Source organism: Micromonospora krabiensis (assembly GCF_900091425.1).
GTDB classification, from domain to species: Bacteria; Actinomycetota; Actinomycetes; order Mycobacteriales; family Micromonosporaceae; genus Micromonospora; species Micromonospora krabiensis.
This window is the reverse complement of the sequence record NZ_LT598496.1, coordinates 2,511,002-2,536,159: the sequence shown is the minus strand read 5'-3', so window position 1 is coordinate 2,536,159 and position 25,158 is coordinate 2,511,002. Positions and strand designations below refer to the sequence as shown.

General features: G+C 74.4%; 24 protein-coding genes. 12 read left to right on the top strand and 12 right to left on the bottom strand.

Features of this window, described 5'->3' with window-relative positions; translation table 11 throughout:
• Positions 1-71: 71 nt before the first annotated feature.
• The gene (locus GA0070620_RS11235) at positions 72-923 is read right to left on the bottom strand and encodes a GDSL-type esterase/lipase family protein (RefSeq protein WP_091589810.1); all 852 of its coding nucleotides are present in this window, start codon (positions 921-923) and stop codon (positions 72-74) included.
• Positions 924-1,149: 226 nt separating this feature from the next.
• Between GA0070620_RS11235 and GA0070620_RS11230 the strand changes: the two genes are divergently transcribed.
• The 6 genes from GA0070620_RS11230 to GA0070620_RS11205 are packed head-to-tail and all read left to right on the top strand — an operon-like array spanning position 1,150 to position 6,638.
• Positions 1,150-2,019, top strand: a complete 870-nt coding sequence (locus GA0070620_RS11230) for an LLM class F420-dependent oxidoreductase (RefSeq protein ID WP_091589809.1) — start codon at positions 1,150-1,152, stop codon at positions 2,017-2,019.
• Positions 2,020-2,075: 56 nt separating this feature from the next.
• Entirely contained in the window at positions 2,076-2,339 is a 264-nt protein-coding gene (locus tag GA0070620_RS11225) for a DUF6343 family protein (protein WP_091589808.1), read from the top strand.
• 12 nt (positions 2,340-2,351) lie between these two features.
• Positions 2,352-3,770 (top strand): NADP-dependent succinic semialdehyde dehydrogenase, encoded by a 1,419-nt coding sequence (locus GA0070620_RS11220; protein WP_091589807.1) that lies wholly within the window; start codon positions 2,352-2,354, stop codon positions 3,768-3,770.
• A gap of 42 nt (positions 3,771-3,812) precedes the next feature.
• A complete protein-coding gene (locus GA0070620_RS11215; RefSeq protein ID WP_091589806.1) occupies positions 3,813-4,778 on the top strand; it encodes a TIGR03885 family FMN-dependent LLM class oxidoreductase in 966 nt (321 codons plus the stop codon).
• A gap of 37 nt (positions 4,779-4,815) precedes the next feature.
• The gene (locus GA0070620_RS11210) at positions 4,816-6,384 is read left to right on the top strand and encodes a Na+/H+ antiporter (protein WP_091589805.1); all 1,569 of its coding nucleotides are present in this window, start codon (positions 4,816-4,818) and stop codon (positions 6,382-6,384) included.
• Complete coding sequence (locus GA0070620_RS11205; RefSeq protein ID WP_091589804.1) at positions 6,381-6,638, top strand: UBP-type zinc finger domain-containing protein; 258 nt, start codon at positions 6,381-6,383, stop codon at positions 6,636-6,638. Before GA0070620_RS11210 ends, GA0070620_RS11205 begins: the two co-directional genes overlap by 4 nt.
• Before the next feature lie 43 nt (positions 6,639-6,681).
• Here the strand turns inward: GA0070620_RS11205 and GA0070620_RS11200 are convergent, their stop codons facing one another.
• The 3 genes from GA0070620_RS11200 to GA0070620_RS11190 form a co-directional block, all read right to left on the bottom strand.
• The gene (locus GA0070620_RS11200) at positions 6,682-7,215 is read right to left on the bottom strand and encodes a GNAT family N-acetyltransferase (RefSeq protein ID WP_091589803.1); all 534 of its coding nucleotides are present in this window, start codon (positions 7,213-7,215) and stop codon (positions 6,682-6,684) included.
• 12 nt (positions 7,216-7,227) lie between these two features.
• Entirely contained in the window at positions 7,228-8,520 is a 1,293-nt protein-coding gene (locus tag GA0070620_RS11195) for an MFS transporter (protein ID WP_091598533.1), read from the bottom strand.
• A 123-nt stretch (positions 8,521-8,643) separates the two neighbouring features.
• Positions 8,644-11,250, bottom strand: coding sequence for a glycoside hydrolase family 9 protein (locus GA0070620_RS11190; protein WP_091589802.1), 2,607 nt, complete (start codon positions 11,248-11,250; stop codon positions 8,644-8,646).
• A 251-nt stretch (positions 11,251-11,501) separates the two neighbouring features.
• Here GA0070620_RS11190 and GA0070620_RS11185 point away from each other — a divergent pair, with 251 nt between their 5' ends.
• Entirely contained in the window at positions 11,502-12,227 is a 726-nt protein-coding gene (locus tag GA0070620_RS11185; RefSeq protein WP_091589801.1) for a PP2C family protein-serine/threonine phosphatase, read from the top strand.
• A 7-nt stretch (positions 12,228-12,234) separates the two neighbouring features.
• Here GA0070620_RS11185 and hrpB read toward each other — a convergent pair whose 3' ends face one another.
• Positions 12,235-14,799: an ATP-dependent helicase HrpB gene (gene hrpB, locus GA0070620_RS11180; RefSeq protein ID WP_091598530.1), complete on the bottom strand. Its 2,565-nt coding sequence runs from the start codon at positions 14,797-14,799 to the stop codon at positions 12,235-12,237.
• Between the two features lie 175 nt (positions 14,800-14,974).
• The gene (locus GA0070620_RS11175; RefSeq protein WP_091589800.1) at positions 14,975-15,802 is read right to left on the bottom strand and encodes a SigB/SigF/SigG family RNA polymerase sigma factor; all 828 of its coding nucleotides are present in this window, start codon (positions 15,800-15,802) and stop codon (positions 14,975-14,977) included.
• Between the two features lie 391 nt (positions 15,803-16,193).
• Here GA0070620_RS11175 and GA0070620_RS11170 point away from each other — a divergent pair, with 391 nt between their 5' ends.
• Positions 16,194-16,928 carry an acetoacetate decarboxylase family protein gene (locus GA0070620_RS11170; protein ID WP_197677580.1) on the top strand — a complete coding sequence of 245 codons (735 nt, stop codon included), beginning with the start codon at positions 16,194-16,196 and terminating at the stop codon, positions 16,926-16,928.
• Here GA0070620_RS11170 and GA0070620_RS11165 read toward each other — a convergent pair.
• On the bottom strand, positions 16,899-18,515 hold the full coding sequence (locus tag GA0070620_RS11165; RefSeq protein ID WP_091589799.1) for a phospholipase D family protein: 1,617 nt from the start codon (positions 18,513-18,515) through the stop codon (positions 16,899-16,901). The genes GA0070620_RS11170 and GA0070620_RS11165 overlap by 30 nt on opposite strands.
• Before the next feature lie 106 nt (positions 18,516-18,621).
• Between GA0070620_RS11165 and GA0070620_RS34010 the strand changes: the two genes are divergently transcribed.
• Positions 18,622-18,750: a hypothetical protein gene (locus GA0070620_RS34010; RefSeq protein WP_269456570.1), complete on the top strand. Its 129-nt coding sequence runs from the start codon at positions 18,622-18,624 to the stop codon at positions 18,748-18,750.
• Between the two features lie 53 nt (positions 18,751-18,803).
• On the opposite strand, the gene GA0070620_RS11160 is transcribed toward GA0070620_RS34010, so the two are convergent.
• Both GA0070620_RS11160 and GA0070620_RS11155 read right to left on the bottom strand, forming a co-directional pair.
• On the bottom strand, positions 18,804-19,790 hold the full coding sequence (locus tag GA0070620_RS11160) for a pirin family protein (RefSeq protein WP_091589798.1): 987 nt from the start codon (positions 19,788-19,790) through the stop codon (positions 18,804-18,806).
• A 9-nt stretch (positions 19,791-19,799) separates the two neighbouring features.
• Complete coding sequence (locus GA0070620_RS11155; RefSeq protein WP_091589797.1) at positions 19,800-20,282, bottom strand: MarR family winged helix-turn-helix transcriptional regulator; 483 nt, start codon at positions 20,280-20,282, stop codon at positions 19,800-19,802.
• Between the two features lie 146 nt (positions 20,283-20,428).
• On the opposite strand from GA0070620_RS11155, the gene GA0070620_RS11150 reads away from it, so the two are divergent.
• Positions 20,429-20,959, top strand: a complete 531-nt coding sequence (locus GA0070620_RS11150; protein WP_091589796.1) for a GNAT family N-acetyltransferase — start codon at positions 20,429-20,431, stop codon at positions 20,957-20,959.
• 105 nt (positions 20,960-21,064) lie between these two features.
• Here the strand turns inward: GA0070620_RS11150 and GA0070620_RS11145 are convergent, their stop codons facing one another.
• Both GA0070620_RS11145 and GA0070620_RS11140 read right to left on the bottom strand, forming a co-directional pair.
• On the bottom strand, positions 21,065-21,646 hold the full coding sequence (locus tag GA0070620_RS11145) for a general stress protein (protein WP_091589795.1): 582 nt from the start codon (positions 21,644-21,646) through the stop codon (positions 21,065-21,067).
• Positions 21,647-21,882: 236 nt separating this feature from the next.
• Positions 21,883-23,211: a glycoside hydrolase family 6 protein gene (locus GA0070620_RS11140; RefSeq protein ID WP_091589794.1), complete on the bottom strand. Its 1,329-nt coding sequence runs from the start codon at positions 23,209-23,211 to the stop codon at positions 21,883-21,885.
• A 119-nt stretch (positions 23,212-23,330) separates the two neighbouring features.
• Between GA0070620_RS11140 and GA0070620_RS11135 the strand changes: the two genes are divergently transcribed.
• Positions 23,331-23,831 carry a metallophosphoesterase family protein gene (locus GA0070620_RS11135; protein ID WP_091589793.1) on the top strand — a complete coding sequence of 167 codons (501 nt, stop codon included), beginning with the start codon at positions 23,331-23,333 and terminating at the stop codon, positions 23,829-23,831.
• 12 nt (positions 23,832-23,843) lie between these two features.
• Here the strand turns inward: GA0070620_RS11135 and GA0070620_RS11130 are convergent, their stop codons facing one another.
• Positions 23,844-24,059, bottom strand: a complete 216-nt coding sequence (locus GA0070620_RS11130; protein WP_091589792.1) for a DUF3072 domain-containing protein — start codon at positions 24,057-24,059, stop codon at positions 23,844-23,846.
• Between the two features lie 158 nt (positions 24,060-24,217).
• Here GA0070620_RS11130 and GA0070620_RS11125 point away from each other — a divergent pair, with 158 nt between their 5' ends.
• On the top strand, positions 24,218-25,156 hold the full coding sequence (locus GA0070620_RS11125) for an NAD(P)/FAD-dependent oxidoreductase (RefSeq protein WP_091598527.1): 939 nt from the start codon (positions 24,218-24,220) through the stop codon (positions 25,154-25,156).
• Positions 25,157-25,158 lie beyond the last annotated feature (2 nt).

The following is a 25,158-nucleotide window of genomic DNA, read 5'->3' as shown; positions in this document are numbered from 1 at the left end:
ATGTCGGGCTGACCGCCGGGCGGGGACGGCCCGACATCCGGAAACCGGGTGTCGACCACCCCGGCGGGCCGTCAGCCGGCGAAGCCCGACGCTCGCCAGGTCACCTCGGCGAGGCGGTCCTGCCCGGCCGCGTTCGGGTGGAACCAGTCCAGCGGGTTGACCAGGTCCAGCGTGAACCGCACCCGGTGCACCGCCCCGCCGTCGTGCCGGCACCGCGAGCCGTACGCCCGGCACGCCGCTACCAACTGCGCGTTGTAGGCGGCGATCCGGTCGCGGACGGCGGCCCGCCGGGTGCGGTCGGCGGGGGCGGTCGAGGTCGGGTCGGCCAGCAGGGCGGGGCATACCCCGCGCCGCCACGCCCGCACCGCGCGCGAGTCGGTGTGCCCGACCTCCCAGAGCCGGTGCAGGTCCGGGATGCTGACCACCAGCACCCGCGCCTTCGGGCGACCGGCGCGCAGTGCCCGCAGGCCACGGTCCACCCCGGCGCGGAACTCGGCCACCGGTGTCATCGCGTCGACGCCGCCCCGGCACACGTCGTTCGCCCCGATCAGGACGGTGACGTGGTCGACCTTGTCGCGTACCGCCGCCCGGGCCTGCTCCTCCAGCGCCGCGGCCCGGGCCCCCGGACGGGCGTGGTTGTACGCCCGGCCGCGGACCGCCGGATCCTGGTCGAGCAGCCGTCGGTAGAGGCTGTCCACCCGCAGCCCGTCCCCGGTGGACCAGGAGTTGCGCTCGCACGAGGTGAGCACCAGGCAGGAGCCGAAGCCGGTGCTGATGGAGTCGCCGAGGGCGGCGATGCCGCCGGACCCGGCGGGCGGCGGGGTGCCGCGGGGTGGTGGGGGCGGGCCGTCTCCGGCGCCCTCGCAGGCGAGGGCCACCAGCGCCGCGAGGCAGGCGACGGCGGCGATCCAGCGTCGAGGCATGATCTTCCCGTCCGGCAACTCGGAGCGACAGCGCGGTCACTGTACGCGCTCGCCCGGTGGCGGTGCGCGTCCGCTGTCGGCTATGCGGCACAGCGCTGCCGTCGCGACCGCCGGTGTGCTAGCCCGGCGTTCGGCCGTCCGGGTGACGGCACGTCGAGGCTTGACTTCGAGCGCACTCGCAGTGGAACCCTGACCCGGGACGGCACACGCGAGAAGGGATCTGCCTGTGAGGATCGGCCTGCACTACTGGAGCTACACGGTCCCGTCGGAGCCGGAACTGATCGCCCCGACCCTCGCGCGGACGGCGCGGGTCGCCGAGGAGGGTGGCTTCGCGTCCTTCACCGTCATGGACCACTTCTTCCAGATGGAGGCCGTCGCGCCGGCCGAGGAGCCGATGCTGGAGGCGTACACGACGCTCGGCTTCGTCGCCGGGCAGACCGAGCGGATGACGCTCGGCGTGCTGGTCACCGGCGTGATGTACCGGCACCCGGGCCTGCTCGCGAAGATCGTCACCACGCTGGACGCGCTCTCCGGCGGTCGTGCCCGCCTGGGCATCGGTGCGTCCTGGTACGAGCGGGAGCAGCGGGGCCTCGGGGTGCCCGTGGTGCCGATGAGTGAGCGGTTCGAGCGCCTCGAGGAGACGCTCCAGATCTGCCTGCAGATGTGGAGCGACAACAACGGTCCCTACGAGGGTCGGCACTACCGGCTGACCGAGACCCTCTGCGTTCCCGCGCCGCTGCGCCGGCCCCGCCCGCCCATCATGATCGGCGGCGGCGGGGAGAAGAAGACGCTCCTGCTGGTCGCCCGCTACGCCGACGCGTGCAACCTCTTCGACACCGGCGTCGACGAGGTGCGCCGCAAGCTCGACGTGCTCCGGGCGCACTGCGCGGCCGAGGGGCGCGACTACGACAGCGTCGAGAAGACGCTGGTGATGCGGGTGTCGCCGGTCGACGAGCCGGACGCGTTCCTCACCGCGGTCCGGGACTACGCCGCCCTCGGCGTCACCGAGATCCAGGTGACCCCGGACCGGCACCCCGTGGAGTTCGCCGAGCGGGTGAGCGAGCGGATCGTGCCGAAGCTCGCCGAGATCGGCTGACGGGCCGGCGCGGGGCCACCGGTTAGGCCCGCCGTTCCCGGGGTAGGTCGGAGGGTATGACGAGATCGCAGCCCCGGCGTGCCCGCGGCACGGTCGGCCACGCCTACAGCGCGTTGAACCTCCGGCTCGCGCTCGCCACCTTCGGGCTGGTGATCATGGTGATCTTCGCGGTGCTGGCGTTCTGGGCGGCGGTCACCTGGCTGGGCGTCGTCTGCACCGTGCTCGCGCTCGTCGCCGTGGTGGACCTGGTCATCATCCAGCGTCGCCGCGCCGCCCGCCGCCGCGAGGAGCCGGGCGTACGGCACTCGCTGTTCGAGTGACAGGAGGACGAGATGTCCATCGCCACCACCAACCCCGCCACCGGACAGGTGCTCAAGACGTACGACCCGATGTCCGAGGAGCAGATCGACGCCGCGATCGGCCGGGCCGACGACGCCTTCCACCAGTTGCGCGGCACCACCGTCGACCAGCGGGCCGGCTGGATGTACGCGGCGGCGGACCTGCTCGACGCCGAGCGGGACGAGATCGCCCGGATCATGACCACCGAGATGGGCAAGACGTACGCCTCGGCGAAGGCCGAGGTCACCAAGTGCGCCACCGCGGCCCGGTTCTACGCCGACCACGCGGCCGAGTTCCTGGCCGACGAGCCGGCCGACGCCGCCGCCGTCAACGCGGGCCAGGCGTTCGTCCGCCACCAGCCGATCGGCCCGGTGCTGGCGGTGATGCCGTGGAACTTCCCGCTCTGGCAGGTGCTGCGGTTCGCCGCGCCGGCGCTGATGGCCGGCAACACCGGCCTGCTCAAACACGCCTCGAACGTGCCGCAGACGGCCCTGCTGCTGGAGGACGTGTTCCGCCGGGCCGGCTTCCCCGAGGGCGCGTTCACCACCCTGCTGGTCGGCTCGGACGCCGTCGACCAGATCCTCAGCGACCCCCGGGTCCGCGCGGCCACCCTGACCGGCAGCGAGGGCGCGGGCCGGTCCATCGCGCAGATCGCCGGCCGGGAGCTGAAGAAGACGGTGCTGGAGCTGGGCGGCAGCGACCCGTTCGTGGTGATGCCCTCGGCCGACCTGGACCGGGCGGCCGAGGTGGCCACGACGGCGCGCTGCCAGAACAACGGCCAGTCCTGCATCGCCGCGAAGCGGTTCATCGTGCACACCGACGTGTTCGACGAGTTCGCGGAGAAGTTCGCCGCGAACATGGCGGCGCTGCGCGTCGGTGACCCGATGGACGAGCGGACCGACGTGGGACCGCTGGCCACCGAGCGGGGGCGGGACGAGATCAACGAGCAGGTCCGCGACGCCATCGACAGGGGCGCCACGGTCCTCGTCGGCGGCGAGCAGCCGACCGGCGACGGCTGGTGGTACCCGCCGACCGTCGTCACCGACCTCACGCCGGAGATGCGGATGTGGCGCGAGGAGGTCTTCGGCCCGGTCGCCGGCCTCTACCGGGTGGAGTCGTACGACGAGGCGATCGAGGTGGCCAACGGCACGAGCTACGGCCTCGGCTCGAACGCGTGGACCCGCGACCCGGAGGAGCAGCGGCGCTTCGCCACCGACCTGGACGCCGGCAACGTCTTCATCAACGGCATGACGACCTCCTTCCCGGAGCTGCCGTTCGGCGGCGTGAAGAACTCCGGCTACGGCCGGGAGCTGTCGGCGATGGGCATGCGCGAGTTCTGCAACACCAAGACCGTCTGGGTGGGTGGCGACGGCGGCGGCGCGATCGGGACGGCCGGCGCACACGCGGAGTGACGCAGCTTTAGGCGGACACCGTCCTGGGTAGGGAACCCACCCATGACGGTGTTCGCCTTCCACGCGTCCCACGAGCAGATCCACCCCCGCGCCCTGCTGGACGCGGTGGTCCACGCCGAGCGGGCCGGCTTCGACGCGGCCATGTGCTCGGACCACTTCGCGCCGTGGAGCGCACGGCAGGGCCACTCCGGCTTCGCCTGGTCGTGGCTGGGCGCCGCGCTCCAGGCCACCACGCTGTCGTTCGGGGTGGTCAACGCGCCCGGCCAGCGCTACCACCCGGCGGTGATCGCCCAGGCCATCGGGACGCTCGCCGCCATGTACCCGGGGCGCTTCTGGGCCGCCCTGGGCACCGGGGAGGCGTCCAACGAGCACATCACCGGCGACGGGTGGCCCCGCAAGGACGTCCGCAACGCCCGGCTGCGCGAGTGCGTCGACGTGATCCGGGCGCTGCTGGCCGGCGAGGAGGTCAGCCACGACGGGCTGGTCCGCGTCGACCGCGCCCGGCTGTGGAGCCGGCCCGACGAGCCGCCCGCGCTGGTCGGCGCCGCGGTGAGCGTGGCCACGGCCCGCTGGTGCGCCGAGTGGGCCGACGGCCTGATCACCGTCAACGCGCCCGTGGACCACCTGCGCCGGATGATCGACGCCTACCGGGACGCCGGCGGGCGCGGGCCGCTGCACCTGCAGGTCCACCTGAGCTGGGCACCGGACCAGGCCGAGGCCGAGGCGGTCGCGTACGACCAGTGGCGCAGCAACGTCTTCGCCCCGCCGGTCTGCTGGGACCTGGAGACCCCCGAGCACTTCGACGCCGTCTCCGCCGACGTGCCGCCCGAGCGGGTCGCTCGGGTGGTCAACATCTCGTCCGACCTGGGACGGCACGTCGGGTGGCTGGAGGAGTACGCGGCGCTGGGCTTCGACCAGATCGCCCTGCACCACGTCGGGCAGGAGCAGCGCGCGTTCGTCGACACGTTCGGCGCCGAGGTGCTGCCGAAGCTGCGCGCCGCCCGGTGACCGGGCGTCGCCGGCCCGCCGCCTAGGCTCGTACCCCATGGAGGGACTCTTCGAGATCGTCGTCTTCCTGGCGGTCGCGACGCTCGGCGCGGCGCTGGCCCGCAAGCTGGGCCTGCTGGCGCCGATCGTGCTGGTGGTCGTGGGGCTGCTGCTCTCCTTCGTCCCGGGCTTCCCGCACGTCCGGCTCGACCCCGAGATGGTGCTCGTCGGGATCCTGCCGCCGCTGCTCTACATCGCCGCGCTGGAGACGTCCGTGCCGGCGTTCCGGCACAACCTACGGCCGATCCTGCTGCTCGCCGTGGGCCTGGTGCTGTTCACGGCGGTCGTGGTCGGCCTGGTCCTGCACCTGCTCCTGCCGGCGGTCCCGTTCGCGGCCTGTCTCGCCCTCGGCGCGGTGCTCGCGCCGCCGGACGCGGTCGCCGCGACGGCGGTGGCCCGGCGGATCGGGCTGCCCCGACGCGTGGTGACCATCCTGGAGGGCGAGAGCCTGCTCAACGACGCCACCGCGCTGGTGCTGTTCCGGGTCGCCACGCTGGCCGCCGTCGGATCGGCCGTCGGCGTGGTCGACGTGAGCATCGAGGTGCTGCGCTCCGCGGGCGGCGGAATCGTCGTCGGCGCGCTGGGCGCGCTGATCTTCGGGTTCGTGCACAAGCGGATCAGCGACCCGCTGCTCGACAACGCGCTGTCGCTGATCATCCCGTTCGCCGTGGTGTTCGCGGCCGAGGAGATCCACGCCTCCGGAGTCGTCGCGGTGGTGGTCACCGGCCTCGCGCTGGGCCACCGGTTGCCGGTGCTGCTGTCGGCCGCGTCCCGACTCCAGGTCGCCGCGGTCTGGCGGCTGGTGCGGTTCCTGCTCGAAGGGCTGGTCTTCCTGCTGGTCGGGCTCCAGCTCCCGGACGTGCTGGAGGACCTCGACGAGCCCGCCGGCCGGATCGTCGGCGTCACCGCGGCGGTGCTCGGCGCCGTGTTCCTCACCCGCTTCGTCTGGCTGTTCCCGGCGACCTACCTGACCCGGCTGGTGCCCCGGCTGCGGATGCGGGAGCGGAAGCCGGCGAAGTTCCCCCTCGTCATCGGTTGGGCGGGCATGCGGGGCGTCGTGACGCTCGCCGCCGCGCTCGCCCTCCCGCTCACCCTGGCCGACGACGCGCCCTACCCGCGGGCGCTGTTCATCTGGCTGGCCTTCGCCGTGATCGTGTTCACGCTGGTCGGCCAGGGCGCCACCCTGCCGACCGTGGCCCGGCGGCTCAAGCTGCCCCCGGACGACCCGGTGCAGGACGCGCTCTCCGCCGCCGGGGTGCAGCAGCAGGCGAGCCGCGCGGCCCAGGAGCGCCTCGACGCGCTGGCCGACACCGCGCCCGCGCCCGTGGTGGAGCGGCTGCGCCGGGGCGTGGAGGACCGCACCAACCTGGCCTGGGAACGGCTGGGCGGCAGCGAGCGGGAGACTCCCTCGCAGGCGTACGGTCGGTTGCGGCAGGAGATGATCGACGCTGAGCGGGAGGTGTTCCGTGCCGCCCGCGACTCCGGCCGGATTCCCGAGGAGGTGCTGGTGCGCGCCTATCGTGACCTGGACCTGGAGGAATCGTTGCTGCGACGGGAGATTCGATGAGCTGTGAGCACCTGACCGAGGCCGGGACGGTCGAGCCGCGTACCACCGGGGAGTGCCCCGACTGCGTGGCGATCGGCAGCACCGACTGGGTGCACCTGCGCGCCTGCCTGACGTGCGGGCACGTGGGCTGCTGCGACTCCTCGCCGAACCGGCACGCGACGAAGCACTTCGAGCAGACCGGGCACCCCGTGATGCGCTCGATCGAGCCGGGGGAGACCTGGCGCTGGTGCTTCGTGGACGAGGAGATCGGCTGAGGATGGGCGTCGCGACCCGGCCCCGTCGGGCCGGGTCGGCCGCTCAGTCCAGCCGGCGGGTGAGCACCTGCCCGGGCCAGGGCTCGCGGCCGGGACGGTCGACGGTGAACGGGTCGGTGCGGGTGAAGCCCTGCCGCTCGTACCACCGGACCAGGGCGCCGTCGTCACCGGCGTAACAGTCCACCCGGAGCAGACCGACGCCCCGCTCGCGGGCCAGGTCCGCGGCGTGCGCGAGCAGCCGCCCTCCGATCGACCGACCGGCGTACGCCCGGTCGGTGACCAGCAGGTTCACGAACACCTCCGGTTCGGTGGCGGCCGGGACGTACGCGGTGGCCGTACCGACCACCAGCGCGCCGACCGGGTGTTCGCCCAGCTCCGCCAGCCAGAGCCCGCCCGAGGTGGCCCACGCGTCGGCCTGGGCGATCCGGCGCGGGTCGGTCGAGGCCGGCGCGGTGCCCCACTGCCCGGTGCGGCCCCGGGCCACCAGCCACGCCGTTGCGGAGTCGAGCAGGCGCAGGACGTGGGCGGCGTCGTCCGGGCCGCCGGGCCGTACGGTCAGGGTTCGTGCGTCCGTCATCCCGACATGCTGCTACAGCGACGACGATTGATGGGTGGCCACCGCGACGGCGTCGGTCGCAGCCGGCGATCGGGCGCGCAGCGCCCAGCGGGTCAACGCGGGGACGAGCAGGCCGACGCCGGCGAACACGGCGGCCAGCCCGAGCCAGCCGACCCCTCCGCCGTCGAGGACGACCCAGGTCAGCAGCGCCGGCCCGGCCGCCCGGGCCAGGCCGGCGACCAGCCCGTCCACCCCCTGGTAGGCGCCGATGGCTGCCGGCTCGGCCAGGTCGTACGCCAGAGCGGCGCCGGCCGTGCCGTGCCACAGGTCGCCGACCGTGTAGACCGCCGTGGCGACGAGCAGCAGCGCGACCGCCGGCCCGGTCGGTGTGCCGACGGTGGTGGCGTAGAGCAGCATGGCCGCGGCGAGCACCAGCCCGGCGCGGCGCATGGTGCGGGCGGCCGGCGGGGCGCTGCGGGCGCCGCGGCTCAGCGGGACCGCGAGCAGCACGGTCAGCAGCGTGTTGACCAGCAGGATCGCCGACACCGTCACCGGCGGCGCGCCGGCCCGGTCCACCGCCCAGAGCGGCACCACCAGGGTGAGCACCACCCAGTGCAGGGAGAGGACCGCCGAAGCACCGCTGACCGCCAGGAAGGGCCCGTCGCGCAGCGCCCGGCCGGCCCGGGGTGCGGCGACGGAGACGCGGGCCGGGGGTAGCGCGGGCAGTCGCATGACCAGCGCCGCCGAGACCAGGTAGGTCGTGACGTTGCCGAGCACCAGCAGGTGGTACGCCGTCCGGGTGTCCGTCGCGAGCGCGAAGCCGGCCAGCCCGGCACCGAGCGCGGTGCCCAGGTTGGCCACCGCCCGCAGGGTGGCGAAGGCGTGCACCCGCCCCTCGGGGCCACCGACGGCCGCCACCAGCGCGGCGCGGACCGTGAGGTTGCCGGAGACCAGCAGCGCGTCCAGCACCGCGACCGTGAGGAAGACCGGGAACGAGTCCACCAGGAGGTAGGCGGCGGCGACGGCGGCCTGGAGCAGTTGCAGCGCGGCCCGCAGGGTGCGTGGGTCGTACCGGTCGGCAAGCCCGCCCAGCGGCACGCTCGCGGTGAGCCCCACCAGTCCGGCGACGGTGAGCCCGGCGCCCACCGCGGACGGGCTCAGCCCGACGACGCGGGTGAGGTAGAGCGCCGAGCCGGTGAGCCACAACCCGAGGCCGACCGTGTTGGCGAGGGTGGCCAGCGCCAGGGTGCGCAGCTGCCCGGGCGGCGGCAGCGGCGAGGCCACCCGCCACCGGCCGCGGCGCCGGCCGTCGGTTGGGTCGACCATGAACCGACCGTAGGCCGGCACCGTCGATCGTGGAGTGCCCGACGGGGGCGACGCCGGTCACAGCCCGCCGGCGCCTCCCGCCGTCCCGGCGCGACGGGTCGCGCCGGGACGGGTGCGTCGACGTCAGGCCGTCGTGCAGGGTCGGCCGTTGACCGTGACCAGGCCGGGTGGCGGGTTCGCGCCGCCGCCGGTGGTCGCGGTGAACCCGAAGGTGACGCTGCCGCCCGGGTTGATCCGCCCGTTGTGCGACTCGTTCCGCGCGGTCACCGTCGCCCCGGACTGGCTCACCTTCGCCAGCCACGCCGCGTCGACGCGCTGGTCGCCGGTGAAGGCGAACCGGGTCGTCCAGCCGTTCACGACCGCCGTGCCGGTGTTGCGGACGGTCACCTGGCTGGTGAAGCCACCCGGCCAGCTGCCGTGCGTCGTGTACGTGACCGCGCAGGTGGGTGCGGGTACGGCCGCCGAGTCGCCCTGGTCGGCGAGGAAGGAGGCGATCCACGCCAGCGCCGAGTTCCAGTTGATCGCCACCTCGTTCGTCGCGTACGAGGCGATGTCGTCGACGTAGCAGAACATCGGCGCGCACCCCGCCAGCAGTTGCGCGGCGAACGGGTCCTGGAGGGCGGCGTTCGCCCCGCCGGCCAGGGACCCGGCGGGCGGGCGCGGCAGGCTCGGGTCGAGCTGGTGGCCGAAGATGCGACTGTGCTGGTTCTCGGCCGCGTGCTCGCCCCACCCGGTCACGTACGAAATGTTCAGCGCGTTGCGCCCGAAGAGGTAGTCCATCGCCTGCACGGCGCCGTCGCGGTAGCGCGCGTCGCGGGTCAGGTCGAAGGCGGTGGCCAGCACGACCGCGTTGTTGACGATGTTGCTGTTGCCGCCCCAGAAGTAGCTGCCGGCGTCACCCGGCATGGGCAGCCCGTACGCCTGCCGGCCCAGCTCGGCCAGGTAGCCGTCGGCGGCGGCGGTGACCGAGCCGCGGATCCGGGCCAGCTCGGCGGCGGGCAGCGCGTTCGGCACCGTGGCCAGGTCGAGCCGGCCCAGGGCGGCGACCCCCTGCCAGCCGAAGCCGCGCGGGTCGAACACCTCCCCGGTGTGGTGCCGCGACGCGGTCAGGTCGGCCAGGTACGCGGGGGTGCCGGTGGTGAGCCACAGCTCGACGGCGGCCCAGTAGAACTCGTCGGTCACGTCGGTGTCGTCGTACGCGCCGCCGCCGGTGCTGTCGGTCGGGCTCGCGTACCGGGTCGGGTTCGCCTTGGCCGCCGCGTACGCCGTGGTCGCCGCGGTCCGGCAGCGGGTCGCGAACGCCGCGTCGTAGGGGGCGTAGAGCCGGGCGCACTGGGCGGCCGTCGCGGCCAGGTTGAGGGTGGCGGCGGTGGAGGGCGGGTGCAGCTCGCGCGGCTGCGGGTCGTCCTGCGGGGCGAGCGGCAGGCCCGTCCAGTTGCGGTCGTGCACCTTGTGGTGGGCCATGCCGGCGAGCGGCTGCCCGGCCGGCACCTGCATGCGCAGCAGGAACTCCAGCTCCCAGCGGGCCTCGTCGAGCACGTCCGGCACGCCGTTGCCGCGCTCGGGCACCCGGAGGGTGCCGTCGCCGAGGGCGGCACCGCCGTTCGCGCTGGCCGCCGTCTTGGTCCGCTCGAAGGTGCTGAGCAGTTGGTAGGTGGCGATGCCGCCGTTGACCACGTACTTGCCGTGGTCGCCGGCGTCGTACCAGCCGCCGCGCACGTCGAGCCGGTAGTCGCAGACACCGGCCTGGCAGGGCACGTCGGTGTCGCCCTGGTTGGGTGCGACCCCGAGGTGACCGGCGGGGCGTGCGTACTCGGGGCCGAGCAGGGCGCCGTCGATCGCGATGCCGCTGCGCTGGGCGTAGAAGAACTGGAGCGAGTCGGCGCGCAGCCGGTCGTAGAGCGTGCCGGAGATGTCGAAGGGATGACTCGTCTCGCCGTCGACGACCAGGGTCAGCCCGCTGCCGGGCGTGCGGTGGGCGGAGAAGTCGAGGGTCTGCACGTTCTGCCCGGACGCGGGGTCCACCCCCCGAGGTGTCGTGCTCCCGGACGCCAGTACCGCGCCGGCGGCCGAGCGGAGCTGCCAGGTCAGCGGGTCGGTCGCCGCGGTGACGACGGTCGCGTTCTTCGGCCCGCCGGGGAGGTAGCCGACCTGGTTGACCCGGACCCGCGGCCCGGTGTCCGGCACGTACGGCTCGGGCGGCTCGCCACCGCGCAACGACACGTTGTCGAGGCAGACGGTCTGTTCGGCGGTGCTACCGCCGACCTGGAAGATCAGCTGGGCGGAGGGGTTGCCGTCCGGTGCGGTGAAGGTCCGCTCGACGCGCTGCGCGGCGTCGGTGGCGGTCACCGTGACGCTGGCGTAGCCCGTGTAGGGCGGCCCGCCGAGTTGTAGGACGGCGGTGACCGGGGTGCCGGGCGTGGCGGCGACATCGAACCCGAGGGTGTATTCGGCGCCCGCGACCAGCGGGACCCCGTCCTGGCCGATGCCGGCGTCCCACGGGTTGGCCAGGCCGCCGGGGACGGTGGTGCAGAGCCGGCCGTCGGTGACGCCGAGCGTCCCGGTGCCGTAGGAGAACCAGGGGGCGACGCCGGATCCGAAGTCGCCGTTCTCGATCTGCTCGGGAGCGTCCGGTGGGGGGTCGGCGGCGGCCGGGCCGGCGGCGACGCCGGTGAGGGCCAGGGTGACCGCGGCGGCGAGCAGGCCGCGGCGGCGTCGGGATGGCGTCACGGGGGAGTCCTTCCGGGGACGGGTGGACCGGTGGCGGTGGCGGACGACCTGGGAGCGCTCCCAGCCGTCACCTCGATGTTTCCAGTGCCCGGCGGTGCTGTCAATCGACCAGACTGGATGTTCTGCGGAGGGATCGGGCCGCTCGGGACGGTCACCGACAGCGGCGCGGGGCAGTGAGATTCGCCGCGCCACGCGGCATCGCCGTGATCTCCTAGAGACAACTGCGCCCTCCGCCTGGCAGGCTGCCTCCCATGACCCTGAAGCTGCGTTCCGTGGGAACGAGCGACCGTGGGCTGATCCGCAGCGGAAACCAGGACGCCCTGCACGCCGGCACCTGGCTGGTCGCCGTCGCCGACGGCATGGGCGGCATGGCCGCCGGCGACCTGGCCAGCGCCATCGCGATCGAGGCGGTGGCGCCGCTGGACCGGGAGACACCGGAGGACGCCCTGGTCGCCGCGTTGCAGAGCGGCATCCAGGAGGCCACCGTGCGGATCCGGCGGGCGGTCAGCGAGGACCCCGAGCGGCAGGGCATGGGCACCACACTCACCGCCCTGCTCTTCGCCCGGACCGGCAGCTGCCTGGCCCTCGCCCACGTCGGTGACTCCCGCGCGTACCTCTACCGGGAGGGCGTGCTCAAACAGATCACCCGGGACGACACCTTCGTGCAGATGCTCGTCGACCAGGGCGTCATCACCGCCGACCAGGCCAGCAGCCACCCCCGCCGCGCCGTCGTCACCCAGGCGCTGCAGGGCGACGAGGTCTCCCCGACGTACGCGACGATGGTGCCCTGGGCCGGCGACCGCTGGCTGCTGTGCAGCGACGGCCTCTCCAACGTGGTCCGCCCCGACACCCTCGCCGAGGTGCTGGCCGAATACCCCGACCAGACCGCGTGCGCCCGCCGGCTCATCGACCTGGCGCTACGCGCCGGCGGCCCGGACAACGTGACGGTGGTCGTCGCCGACATCGTGGAGGAGTGAGCGCGGCTCAGCGGCGCCGGGGAGCGGCGCGCCGGGTCGGCTCGGCGGTGGTCGGGTCCTCCGGCCAGGGATGGCGGGGGTAGCGACCTCGCAGCTCCGCGCGGACCTGCGGATAGCCGACGCGCCAGAAGGACGCCAGGTCGGCGGTGACGGCGACCGGCCGGCCGGCCGGGGAGAGCAGGTGCAGCAGCACCGGCACCCGACCACCACCGATCCGCGGCGCCGCCTGCCAGCCGAACGTCTCCTGGAGCTTCACGGCCAGCACCGGCGCGGCCGGATCGGTGTAGTCCACCCGGACCCGGGAGCCGCTCGGCACGGCGAGCCGCTCCGGCGCGAGCTCGTCGAGCCGGGCCGCCCGCTCCCACGGCAGCAGCCGGCGTAGCGCCGCCGCGACATCCACCCGGGCCAGGTCCGCGCGGCGCCGCGCGGCCGCCAACTCCGGCCCCAACCAGACCGGCGCGGCGTCGAGCAGCGCCTGGTCACCGACGTCCGGCCAGTCCTCGCCCAGCGCGTGCCGGCAGAACGCGAGCCGCTCGCGCAGCGCCCGGGCGCCCGGCGTCCAGTCCAGCAGGCCCAGGCCGGTGCGCCGCAGCCCGGTCAGCAGCGCGGCACCGAGCTCCGCCGGGTCGGGCCGGGCCAGCGGGCGCTCGACCAGCTCGACCGCGCCGAGCCGCACCACCTCGCGCGCGACCACGTCCGAGCCGGACCAGCCGACCTCCCGGTCCGTGCGCAGCAGCGCCCCGCCCGCCTCGCGTGCCGTCCCCTCGTCCACCGGGGTGGCGAGCCGGACCCGGGCCGTCGGCGCGCCGGGGGAGCGGTCGGCGACGGCCACCGCCAGCCAGGCCGACCCGGCCAGCCCCGACCCGGGCGCGAGGTCCGCCGCGGTGCCACCGGTCATCAGGTACGACGAACCGCCCGGACGCCGGGCCCGGGCCAGCCGCTCCGGGTAGGCCAGACCCACCAGCAGCCCGGCGGCCAGGTCATCCGGGAGCCGCTCCCGTCCGGTGCCCGCGCCCGCAGCGGCGTCCGACGGCAGGGCGGCGCGCAGCCGGCGTACCTCGGCGCGCCAGCGGGCGGTGGCCGCCGCGTCGCCTCCCGTCCGCAGGCGACGCCACGCGGCGGTCAGGTCGTCACCGGGTCCGGTCACGGTCTCCTCGGCCAGCAGGGCGACCACCTCGGCGGCCCGGTCCGGGCCGACCCGGTCCGCGCCGTCCAGCAGCGCCCGGGCGAGGCGGGGATGGGCACCCGCCGCGGCGATCGCCCGGCCCCGCGCGGTGATCCGGCCGTTCGCGTCGACCGCGCCCAGGGCGCCGAGCGTCTCCCGGGCGACCGCCATCGCCGCGGGCGGTGGCGGATCGGGCAGCGCGAGCCCGGCGCCGTCCGGCTGCCCCCAGGCGGCCAGGTCCAGCGCGAACCCGGTGAGGTCGGCGCTGGCGATCTCCGGCTCCGGCTGCGCCGGCAGCCGCTCGTGGGTCGCGGCCGACCAGCAGCGGTAGACGTACCCGGGTGCCTCGCGGCCGGCGCGACCGGCCCGCTGGGTGGCTGTCGCGCGGGACACCGGCACGGTGACCAGGGCGCCGAGACCGCGCGCCAGGTCCATCCGGGCCACCCGGCTCAACCCGGCGTCCACCACCACCCGGACTCCCGGCACCGTCAGGCTGGTCTCGGCGACGGCGGTCGCCAGCACCACCCGACGGCGGTCGTCCGGAACCGACCCCGGGGCCGCGGCCGAGCGGGGCGGGCGGGGGCGCAGCGCGGCGTCCTGCTCGGCGCTGCGCTGGCGGCCGTGCAGCGTCAGGATCTCCACGGCGTCCCGCAGGTCGGCCAGCCGCCCGGCGACGGCGGCGATCTCGCCCGCGCCGGGCAGGAAGACCAGCAGGTCACCGTCGCACTCGGCCAGCGCCCGGCGCACGGTGGCCGCCACGTGGTCGAGCAGGGCGCGGTCCACCGGCCCGGCGCCCGGTGGGGTGACCGGCCGGGGCGGTGGCGCCCAGATCCGGGTCACCGGGTGCAGTGCCGACTCCGCGCGGACGACCGGTGCCGGGCCGGCCGCCGCGCCGAGGAGGGCGGCGAACCGGTCCGTGCGCGGGGTCGCCGACATGGCCAGCAGCCACAGGTCGGGGCGGAGGGCGGCGCGGGCCTCGACCGCGAATGCGAGCCCGAGGTCGGCGTCGAGGTGCCGCTCGTGGCACTCGTCGAGCAGCACCGCACCGGTGCCGGGGAGGTCCGGGTCGGCCTGCAACCGACGCACCAGCAGCCCGGTCGTCACCACCTCGACCCGGGTGGCCGGGCCGACCCGCCGCTCGCCGCGTACCGCGTACCCGATCCGGTCGCCGACCCGCTCGCCGAGCAGGTCCGCCATCCGTCGGGCCGCGGCCCGCGCGGCCACCCGTCGCGGCTGGGCGACCAGCACCCGCCCGTCGACCTGGTCGGCGACGGCGAGCGGCGCGAGGGTCGTCTTACCGGTGCCCGGAGGCGCCACCAGGACCGCGGTGCCGGCCGTCCGCAGGGCCGTGACCAGCGCCGGCAGCACGGACCGGACGGGCAGGTCCAGGTGGACGTCGGAGAGCACGGCCCAGTGTCGCACCGGCCCGGCAGGGCGCGGCCCGTCGGTGCGGTCGACCGGCGCGCGCCGACCGTCACGTGCACGTGACGCGGGTGTCCGGGCGTGCACCCCGGACAGGCCGGTGGCCGGGTCGATCGACCCGGCCACCGGCTCACCCCCCAGGGCGCTGGACGCCCCAGTCCTAGTACGTGCCGTCGAGCTGCCCCCGCAGCTTGGTCAGCGCCCGGGCCAGCAGCCGGGAGACGTGCATCTGCGAGACGCCGATCTGCTCGGCGATCTGCGACTGCGTCAGGTTGCCGTAGAACCGCAGGGTGAGGATCTTCTGCTCACGCTCGTCGAGCGTGGCCAGCGCCGGGCCGAGGGCCACGCGCAGCTCGGCCAGCTCGAACTCGGCGTCCTCCCCGCCGAGCATGTCGCCCAGCTCGGTGGCGCGGTCGCCGTCGCCGGTGGGGGTGGACAGGGAGACCGCGTTGTAAGCGCGGGCGCCCTCCAGGCCCTCCAGGACCTCTTCCTCGGTGAGGTTGAGGTGGGCGGCGATGTCGGCGACCGTCGGCGAGCGACCCAGGGTCTGGAGCAGCGAGCTGTTGGCGTCGGAGATCGCGAGCCGCAGCTCCTGCAGGCGGCGGGGGACCCGGATGTCCCAGGTGCGGTCACGGAAGTGCCGCTTGAGCTCGCCGATGATGGTGGGGATCGCGTAGCCGGCGAAGTCGACACCGCGGGAGGGGTCGAACTTGTCGATCGCCTTGATCAGGCCGACGGCGGCGGTCTGCGCCAGGTCGTCGGTCGGCTCACCCCGGCCGCTGTAGCGGTGGGCGAGGTGGTTGGCGAGCGGGAGCCAGGCCTCGATGGCCCGGTCGCGCAGGGCAGCGCGCGACGGGTGGTTGGCGGGCAGCGCGGCCATCGCGTTGAGCAGGTCGGCGGCGCTGTCGGAGAGTGCCCGAGGGTCGAGCTTCTCGGTGGTGGTCGGGGTCGTGCTCGTCATTCGGTCGTTGATCGCTGGCGCGGTCATGGGTGGTCCTCCCTGCACCTCGTCCGCGGATAAAAGACGTGACGCTGTGGTTTAACTTCGTATGGGCCGTTCGGGAGTCACCTTAACCCGATCGTCTCCCGGAAATCTAGCCGAACGGACGATGTACTTAAGTGATGTCGCGTCATGTTCGAGGGCGAATCGGGCGCAAACGTTGTCGGATGGCACGCAACTGTGAGGGTGATTACCGGTTCGCGCGGGCCATCCGTCGCGAACCGGGCAGCTCCACCCGCTGACCGGACGGTCAACGGCCCCACCCCGAACGGTCAACACCAAACCCGACATGAGGGCCCGAGTGTCGACATTCCGTCGTTGTCCCGTCCACGGGACCAGCCGTAGGTTCGGGTTGACCCAATTTCGGGATGGAGGCGCCGTGCTCGACCCTGTCGCTCCCCAGCTCGTCGTGAACAGCCGTTCCCTCTACTTCAGCTGGCTGCCGGCGGATCCGGGTGCGGTCGCCGCGCTGGTGCCGGTCGGGCTGCGACCCCGCCCGGACCGGCAGGTCTTCCTCAACCAGTACGTCGTCGACGACGAGACCCAGACCTCGGGCTTCGGCGCCTACAGCTTGACCTACCTCGGGGTGTCGCTGAGCGGGGTGGACGCCCCCGGCGGCATCAACCCGGGCGGCTGGTGGACGCACTACGTCACGTCCAGCCCCGGCGTGCTCGCCTACGCCGAGGCGCGCGGCGCCCCCGCCAGCCTCGGCCGTACCGTCATCGACGTCCACCGCGGCGCGCTGGTCGCCGAGACGGAGCTCGACGGCGTGCCGGTGATCCGGGCGCGCTGCCGGGTGGGGGAGACCGGCCACGTCGTCAGCAGCGGGCACCACCGCTACTTCACCCGTCGCCACGGCAAGCTGGTCAGCTCGACCTACCCCTACCTCGCCGAGCCGGTGACGCCGTTCGAGATCGAGTCGGTGGAGTTCCTGGAACCGGAGCACCCCGTGTACGCGCTCCGCCCGGCCAACCCGCTCGTCATCTCCTGGGGCTTCTACTCCCCGCGCGCCTCGTTCGCCTACCCCGGCGGCCTCACGACCCACCACGGTGAGGCCGGGCTCCCCGGGGAGCTGGTGGGCGTCTCACCACGTACCGGAGCGGCGGGCGCGTAGCGGGCGACCGTCCGGGTCGTAGACGAGCCGGTACACCGGCAGCGCCCACGCCCGGGTGTGCCACGCCAGCCGCTCCGGCCGGTGCGGGCGCAACCGGCCCGGCGGCCGGGGGCCGACCTGCCCCTCGTCGTACCACCGTTGGAGCCGGTCGGCGGCGGCGGTCATGGCGGCGACCGCCTCGGCCGGGTCGAGCAGGTCGGTGTCCTGCCCGCCGTCCGGGTCGCGGTCCAGGTGCTCGCGCCACAGCCGCAACCGCAGCTCCCGGGCGAAGCCCCGCGCGCCGTCGCCCTGACCGGCCGGGTCGGTCGGTGCCCGCTCGTCGCGAATGTCGTCCCACACCGCGCACGACAGTTCGCTGTCGTGCGTCCACGAGCGGCGGTTGAAGTTGTCGCTGCCCACGCTGGCCCAGACGTCGTCGACCACGCAGACCTTCGCGTGGACGTAGACCGGGCCGCCCTCGTGGTTCTCCAGGTCGAACACGTGCACCCGGTCGGGCGCCGCCCGCTGGCAGAGCGAGAGCGCCTGCTCCCGGCCGACCATGTTCGGCGGCAGCGCCCACCGACCGTCCACGTCCGGATGGCGCGGGACCACCGCGACCAGGTGCAGCTGCGGGTTGTCCCGCAGGGCGCGCGCGAACAGGTCGGCCACCTCGGTCGACCACAGGTACTGGTCCTCCAGGTAGATCAGGCGCCGGGCCCGGCGTACGGCCTTGGTGTAGCCCCGGGCGACCGTCCGCTCGCCGTCCGGGGCGAACGAGTAGCGGGGGCGGACGGCCGGGTAGGTGCGCAGCACCTGGACCCGGTGCGGCCCGCACGGCGGCGGGTCGGCGGGCTGTTCCGGCAGCGGATCCGGCCGCAGGTCGGCGCCGCGCAGCCGGTCCCGCAGGTAGGCCAGCGGATTCTCCGAGTCCAGCGGCATGGGGTCGGTCCACCGTTCCCGGAAGAGCGTGTCCAGCGCCCCGACCACCGGGCCGCGCAGCGCGAGCTGCACGTCGTGCCAGGGCGGACGCGGGCCGTAACGGGACGACATGCGGACCGCCTGCGGGTCGCCCCGGTGGGCGTCGTCGTCCCGCCGGCTGTGGCACAGGTCGATGCCGCCGGCGAAGGCGACGTCCCGCTCCGGGGCCGCCGGATGCCGCAGCACCACCAGTTTCTGGTGGTGCGAGCCGCCGCGGCGGACCCGCTGGTCGAGCAGCACCTCGCCGCCCGCGGCGGAGATCACCTCGCTGAGGTCGCGGTTCTCCGCCTCGCTGTAGGACAGCGTGTCGAGGTGCGACCGCCAGATCAGCCCCTTGACCACGACGCCGCGCTGCGCCGCCCGGGCGAACAGCTGCGCCACGGTGGGGCCGTCGGGCCGCAGCAATTGGTCGGGGTCGCCCCGCCAGTCGGTGAAGAACAGATGGTCACCGGCGGTCAGCGACTCCACCTCGGTGACCAGCCGGTCGAAGTAGGTCGCGCCGTGAATTAGCGGCTCGACCAGGTTTCCGTCGGCCCAGACGGGTAACTCCGACATCGGGTTGGCGCGTTCGGCCGCGGTGAGAAACCACTCCCGCTGCGGCTGGGCCTCTGCCCTCCCCGAGGTCGACATGTCCTCACGGTAGGACCCCCGCCGTGGGTCCGCACGCCGGCGGCACACCGGTGACGCGACCGGCACCCCACCCGAAACCCGACGCGACGTACCAGGAGGCCACCCCATGCCCGGCGAGACGACGAACCCCGTGACCGAGCACCGCGAGCCGGCGGTCGAGGGCGAACGGGGTGCCCTGGTGGCCCTGTTGGTCATGGTGCTGCTGGGCGTGGCCGGGATCTTCGCCGTGTCCTGAACGGTGCCGCGTCGCGGGCGGCGGGTGCGAGCCACCCGCCGCCCGCGACGGGGTCACGGCCGCGGGCCCTGACCCCCGGTGTGGGGCAGCCGCTCCGCCGGGATGACCCCGAGCTTGCCGGCCTGGAAGTCCTCGAACGCCTGGAGCAGCTCGTCCCGGGTGTTCATGACGAACGGGCCGTAGTGGGCCACCGGCTCCCGGATCGGCTGGCCGCCCATGATGTAGAGGTCCAGGGCCGGCGTGTGGGCGTCCTGCCGGGCGTCCGCGGTGAAGCGCAGGGCGTCGCCCGGCCCGTGCACCGCGAGCTGACCCGTGTGCACCGGCCGACGGTCGGTGCCGACGGTGCCCCGGCCGCCCAGCACGTACGCCAGGGCGTTGAACTCCGGCCGCCAGGGCAGGTCGACCTGCGCGCCCGGCTGCACCGTCACGTGGGTGATGGTGATCGGGGTGTGGGTCGAGCCCGGTCCCCGGTGCCCGGCGATCTCACCGGCGATCACCCGGATCAGCGCGCCACCGTCCGGTGTGGTCAGCAGAGCCGACTCCTTGCCGCGGATGTCCTGGTAGCGCGGCGGGTTCATCTTGGCGACCCGGGGGAGGTTGACCCACAGCTGCGTGCCGTGGAACAGCCCGCCGCTCATCACCAGGTGCTCCGGCGGGGCCTCGATGTGCAGCAGGCCGCTGCCGGCCGTCATCCACTGGGTGTCGCCGTCGGTGATGGTGCCGCCGCCACCGTGCGTGTCCTGGTGGTCGAAGACACCGTCGATGATGTACGTGACGGTCTCGAAGCCGCGGTGCGGGTGCCACGGGGTGCCCTTCGGTTCGCCCGGGGCGTAGTCGACCTCGCCCATCTGGTCCAGGTGGATGAACGGGTCCAGCTCGGTCAGCGGCACCCCGGCGAAGGCCCGGCGGACCGGGAAACCCTCGCCCTCGAAACCGCTCGGCGCGGTGGTGAGTCGGCGGACCGGCCGGAAGGCGGTGGACTCCTCCAGGCGGGGCAGGCGGGGCAGGACGAGGACGTTGTCGACGGTGATCGCGGGCATCGGTGGCTCCTAACTCGTGGCGTGGGGGGTCGAGGCGTCCCGGGTCGACCGGAGCCGTTGGCCGAGGCGTTCGAAGATCCGGGTGAGGCAGGCGACCTCGGCGTCGTCGAGGTCGTCCATGAAGTGGGTCCGCACCGACGCCAGGTGGTGGGGTGCGGCCTCCCGCAGGGTCAGCAGCCCGGCGGCGGTGAGCACCGCCTCGCTGCCGCGCCGGTCGTCCGGGCAGGGTTGCCGGGTGACCAGGCCCCGCCGCTGCATCGAGGAGATCTGGTAGGTCAGGCGGCTGGGCGAGAAGATCAGCCGGCTCGCCAGCTCACCCATCCGCAGCCGCTGACCGGGAGCCTCGGAGAGCAGCACCAGCACGTGGTAGTCGGCGAAGCTCAGCTCGTCGTCCGCGCGCAGGTCGTCCTCCAGCCGCGTGAACAGCCGCTGGCTGGACTCGATGTACGCCCGCCAGGCGGCGAGTCGGGCGCTGTCCAGGCTCTCGGTCACGTGCAGAAGAGTAGCACTCTTTCAAAGTTTAACTAGTGCTCCGGACGCTCTTCTCCCTGCGGCGATCGTGCCCGGTGAGAGGTGACCTACAGGTTTGAAGAAAACGGCCCGGCGGCGGCCCGGTCCGGTGTGCCAGACTGCGCGGCGTGGAGCAGTTCGAACTGACCGCCGACGGCCTGCTGCTGCGGCCCTGGCGCGACGCGGACGCACCGGCGGTCCGCGACGCCCTGCGTGACCCGGACATCGCCCGGTGGAACCCGCAGGGCGGGCCGGTCGACGAGGCGTCCGCGCTGCTCTGGGTCCGCCGCCGCGCCGACTGGTCCGCCGGCGATCACGTCTCGCTGGCGGTCGCCACCACCGCCGACGACGAACTGCTCGGCTCGGTGTCCCTGCACCAGATCCGCGGCGAGAACGCGGGCATCGGCTACTGGACCGTCCCCGCCGCGCGAGGACGCGGGGTGGCGTCGCGCTCCGTCGACCGGCTCACCCGCTGGGCCTTCGACGCCCTCCGCCTGCACCGCGTCGAGTTGTGCCACGCGGTGGCGAACACGGCCTCCTGCCGGGTCGCCGAACGGGCCGGCTACGCCGCCGAGGGCACGCTCCGCGAGTCCTACCGGTACGGCGACGGTCGCCGGCACGACGAGCACCTGCACGCCCGACTCGCAAGCGACCGCTGACCCGGCCCCGGGCGCCCGGCACCCGGGCGCCGGCGCCCCGGGGAGATCTTGGTGAGTTGCGGCCCCCAGTGGGGGCGCCCAACTTCCGAGGTCTACCCCATTCCGTCAGCTGACGGCCGGGTTGGGGCCGGTCATCTGCAGGCGGCCCAGCAACTGTCGGGCCTGGTCGGCCAGCCCCGCGTCGACGATGACGGCGTACTGGCCGGCGCGCAACGAGCTGGCCGAGGTGAAGTCGCGCTGTCCGCCGGTCATGGCGTGCGCCACCGCCCCGAACACGGCACCCCAGATCGCGCCGATCACCAGGCCCACGATGATCACGGCGAGCCAGTTGCCGACCGTGAAGATCCCGAAGAGCAGGCCGATGAAGAGCCCGAACCAGGCGCCCGTCCCGGCGCCGACCAGCGCGGCGCGGCCCGTGGTCATCCGGCCCAGCACGGTCTCGACCAGGGTGAGGTTTGTCCCGACGATGCTGGTGTGTTCCACCGGGAACCGATTGTCCGCCAGGTAGTCGACGACCCGCTGGGCGGACGGATAGTCCGGATAGGACCCCATCGTCACACTCGGCGGCCCACCCTCCGGCCCGTGCCCGTCGCCGGGTGTCGTCGGCCGGCCCGCCGGACCGGACGGCAGCAGGTCACCGCCGGGCAGGCCCGAACGCCAGCCGGTCTGTCCCGAAGAACTGGTCATGAGCTTCCTCCCTCGTCAGTCGCCCGGTTTCCCGCCCCCGGCGGCCGGTAACACCGGACCGCCGGGTCGCTGGCGGTCCGCCAGCCGGCCGGCGCTCGCCGTGATCGACTCCGTTCCGGCGACATGGGGGGTCCACTCGGCCCGACACCGCGATATCGGCGACCCGGTGTGGACCACGGTGGGCGACGCGTGCGCCGCCCCGATGGCGGTGGGTCACCGGGGCGGCGCCGGGCCGGTCAGGAGCAGGGGACTCCGTCGAGCGCGTAGCCGCTGGGTGCGGGCAGGGTGCCACCGGACCAGGTGCCCTGGAAGCCGAGCGTCACCGTGCCGCCGCTGGGTAGGGCGCCGTTCCACGCGACGTTGCGTACGGTGATCCGGTCGCCGGACTGGCTCCACTCGCCGTTCCAGCCGTTAGCGAGCCGTACGCCGGTGCCGACCGTGAACGTCAGCGTCCAGCCGGTGCGCGCCGCGCCGCGGTTGGTCACCCGCAGCTCCGCGGTGAAGCCGCCGGGCCAGGAGTTCGGCGTGTACGTGACGGCGCAGCCGCCGGTCGGCGGAGTGGTCGGCGGGGTCGTCGTGGGCGGGGTGGTGGTCGGTGGCGGGCCGGCGGCGACCGCCAGGTCGTACGCCCGTTGCGGCACGAACTGCCCGGCGGGGGCGATGCACCCGTCCGCCTCGCCGGGCAGCTTCACCCACAGGAAGGCGTCGATCGCGGGGTCGCCGGTGGCCGTGGTGCTGGGCGTGCCGATCGCCCGTCCGGCCGGGTCGCACCACTCGGACCCGGCGGGCCCGTTGCCGTTGCGGCTCGTGTCGATGACCGCGGTCAAGCGGGAGATCCCGGTGGCCGCGATGACCGCCTTGGCGTACGTGACCGACTCGGCGGTGGTGCGGTAGTTCGACACATTCAGCGAGATTCCGTCGGCGCTGGTACCGATCTCCGCGCCGAGCAGTCGGGAGGCCGCCTCGGCGGGGGAGAGCCAGGCCGAGTGCCCCGCGTCGAAGTAGACCTTCGCGAGGGCGGAGCCGGCCTTGAGCCGCTTTCCGGCGTACGCCATGGAGGCTCGGGTCTCGGCCTGCTGCGCGGCGGTCTGGCAGCTGGTCATCAGCGGCAGCACGTCCGGCTCCAGCACGATGGTGGCGGGTCGACCGGCCAGCCCGGTGGCCACCTGGTCCACCCACGCCCGGTAGCTGGCGTGGTCGGGCGCGCCGCCGCCGCTAGCCCCGCTGCAGTCCCGGTTGGGGATGTTGTAGACCACGAGGATGGGCACCTTCCCGGCCGCCGCGGCGGCGCCGACCAGGGTGTCCACCTCGGAGCGTACGGTCGAGGTGTTGGTCCGGGTGAACCACCGGGCCTGCGGCACGGCGGCGATGCGGTCGCGGATCACCGGGGTGCGCGGGTCGGTGGGGTTCGCCGCCACCCAGGCCGAGGCGGCGGTGGCCGAGTCGACGTAGAACGCCGAGTCGGCGGCGACCGCGGCCGGTGGGCGGAGGGTGACGGCCGCTACGGCGGTGACCGCCAGCGCGCCGGCCGCGGCGGCGGCGACGAGCGCGGATCTGCTTCTCATGGCTCTCCTCTCATCGACGAGCGCCATTGGAAGCGCTCCCATCCATGGCCGTCAAACTACGTGCGGATTGCCGTCGTGTGAAGACCCGGGAACGCCCGGGATGGCGGAAGAATGGGGCCGTGCGTCTGGTCGTCACCGCCGACACCCACGTGCCGAAGCGCGCGCGGGACCTGCCCGCGCCGCTGTGGGCGGCGATCGACGAGGCCGACGTGGTGCTGCACGCCGGTGACTGGGTGGACGAGTCGCTGCTCGACGCGATGCTGGCCCGGTCGCGCCGGTTGATCGGGGTGTACGGCAACAACGACGGGCCGGCGCTGCGGGCGCGGCTGCCGGAGATCGCGCGGGTCGAACTCGACGGCCTGCGCGTGGCGGTCGTCCATGAGACCGGCCCGCGGACCCGCCGGGAGGAGCGCTGCGCCGCCCGCTTTCCCGACACCGACCTCCTGGTCTTCGGGCACTCGCACATCCCGTGGGACACCCGGGCGCCGGGCGGGTTGCGACTGCTCAATCCCGGCTCGCCGACCGATCGTCGCGCCCAGCCGCACGCGACCTACCTGACCGCCCGGGTCGCGGCGGGGCGGCTGCGCGACGTCACGCTGCACCGCCTCCCGCCGCGCTGACCCGCGCCGCGGTCACTGGCCGCGGCCGGTCTCCTCCTGGAGTTCGTCGATCCGCCGGGAGGCCTCCGCCTTGGTCAGCCCCTCCGGCACCTCCGCGTCGGCCTCCCGGGCCAGGGTGGCCAGGTAAGACTCCTGGGCGGCGGTGGGCGGCTCGTCGCCGGTCACCCACTCGTCCGGGTCCTTGATCGCGGCCTGCGGGTTGGCGCGTTCGCTGTCGTGGTTCGCCATGGTCTCCACCTTTCTTCGAACAGGCGTGCCAATACCCCGATCGCCGCCGCTTCATGCGCGGTCCCCGCGGATGAAGCGGGGCGGCGGCACCCGCGCGTCTCCCGGCACCGGCGCCGACGCCGCCTACGATCGTCGGAGTGAACGCGGACCGGTCGGGCGTGGTGGTAGTCGGGGCCGGTATCGCCGGTGTGGCGTGCGCGGTGGAGTTGGCGGACGCCGGCGTGCCGGTCCGCCTCCGGGAGCGGGCACACGTCCCGGGTGGCCGGATGGCCAGCAAGCGCTTCGACGGCCGACCCGCCGACCTCGGTGCCGCCTACCTCACCGTCAGTGACCCGGGCTTCTCCTCCGTTGTCGACGGCTGGCGCGCGGCCGGGCTGGTCCGGGAGTGGACCGACACCTTCGTGTCGTACGAGCGGGACGGCCGCCGCGAGGTGCCGGGGCCGATGCGCTGGGCGGCGCCACGCGGGCTGCGCTCGCTGGTCGAACACCTCGCCCGCGACCTACCGGTGACCGTCGACCGCCTGGTGCTGGGGGTCGAGCCGGGGCCGGCCGTGGACGGGGAGCCCTGTGCCGCGGCCGTACTGGCCATGCCCGGTCCGCAGGCGGCGCTGCTGCTCGACCCGGCGCTGGCCGCCGCCACCCGGGCCGTGCAGGCGCAGCGGTGGTCGCCGACGCTCGCCGCGGTGCTGCGCTTCCCGTCCCGAAGCTGGGCGGACTTCCGGGGCGCCTTCGTCAACGACCACCCCGTGCTCGCCACGGTCTGCGACGACGGCGACCGACGCGGCGACGGCGAGCCGGTGCTGGTCGCGCACACCACGCCGGAGTTCGCCGCCCGGCACCTCGCCCAGCCCACCGGAGCCGGGGCGGCCGTCGAGGAGGCCGTCCGGGACCTGTTGGCGCTGCCCGAGCCGGCGGCCCACGTCCACGTGCACCGGTGGACGTACGCGAAACCGCTGACCACCGCGGGCGACGCCACCCACCACCTGGACGCGGACGGGATCGGGCTGGCCGGGGACGCGTACGGGAGACCGCGGGTGCAGACCGCGTGGCGCTCCGGTCGGGACCTGGGGCGGGCGCTGGTGGCGCGCCTGACCTGACC